Raw genomic sequence first — 1,429 nt, forward strand, 5'->3', positions numbered from 1 at the left:
CCGCCGTCGGACCGTTTCGCGCAGCGCCGGTGCCGAGGGCAGGTTGGCCGCTGCGCCGGCGGTGAGCTCGTCCACCCAGCCCTCGACCAGCGCGAGCGCAGTTTCGAGCTTGGCCAGGGCGGCTTCCTGTTCCGGCGTGCGCTTCGGCATGAACACGCCCTGCGAGAGTGCCTGCTGCATGGATTCGGGGTTTGTGGGATCGAGGTCGCGGGCCACTTCCTCGATCCGCCCCATGTCGATATGGATGCCCCGCGCATAGCTTTCGATAGCGCCCAGCAAATAGCCGGAGAGCCACGGGACATGCGTGAACAGGCGGGTGTGCGCAGCTTCCCGGATCGCCAGGAAGAGCAGCACGTCCTGCCCCGGGATGTCCAGGCCCTCGCCGAACGACTTGACGTTGGCCGGCAGCAGGGCCATCTTGCCTTCCACCAGCGGGACGCCGATGTCGCTGGAACTGACCACGTCCTTGGCCAAGGCGCCCACGGCCTGGCCAAGCTGCATGCCGAACATCGCGCCGCCGAGGTTCTGCAGCATGGAGTGTGCCCCGCCGAGCATCTGCTTCATCTCCTCCGGCACCTGCTCGGTCAGCGCGCTGGTCAGCGCGAAGGCGATGCTGTTGGCGACCGGCTCCGTCAACCGCTTCCAGGTCGGCAGCGTTGCCTCAACCCACTCGGCGCGGGACCAGGCCCTGCCGATGAGCCCGGTGCCGGGCATGCTCGTCACCGGATCGAGCCACATCTCGGCCAGCCGGAGCGCTTCGTCGACGGCGCGGCCCTGTGCGGTAGAGACGGACGGGTCGCTGTCCGAGGCGGCCACCTTACGGGCGCTTTCATGGGCCAGTCTCCAGTTGACCGGACCTTCGGCGGGGGCACTCATCATCGCCTGGACCTGCTGGAACATCTGCGCCAAGGCAGTGGGGTCGGAGGGAAGTCCTGCCGCCTTGGCTATTTCCGCGGGATCCATTGCCCCGGCCTGGCCACCGAAGAGCTTGGCGAACATCTCCGCCAGCGGATCCTGCGGGTCGTCGTCGGGCTGCTTGGGGGTCATCACTACCACCGGTCCTCGAGGGTTGGAGCGGGCACGGGCCGCAGCGGCTGCCGGGGAGGCGGCGGGGGCTGTGCCCGGGGTGTTGCGTGAGTTCCACGTTACCGGCAGCCGGGATTCCTTGTCGCGCCGGGGACCGGCAGTTCGCTCAAGGCCGAGCAGGCGCCGCACCACCGATGCCGGGCCGACGGCGTACGCTAGAGCAGGCGCCGCGAGCGCCCCGGGCGGCAGCGCGTTGGGTGCACGGCCCGGACAGCTGCGGGAGGGAACCACCAGGTGACACAGTCCACCAACAACGGCACGGAGCACGGCACGGACGGCTGGTCCGGCAACGCTCCCGGCCCGCAGCCGGCTGCGCCGCCTACCCGAAACCGCAGGCAACCGG

Annotated in this window: 1 protein-coding gene; it reads right to left on the bottom strand. The window is 69.7% G+C overall.

The features are described 5' to 3' along the window. A partial coding sequence (locus tag AC5RUJ_RS16300) for a zinc-dependent metalloprotease (RefSeq protein ID WP_494156252.1) occupies positions 1–1,047 on the bottom strand: 1,047 nt, incomplete at its 3' end. Between the last annotated feature and the right edge of the window lie 382 nt (positions 1,048–1,429).

The sequence above is a fragment of the Arthrobacter sp. Y3223164 genome (genome assembly GCF_059091005.1).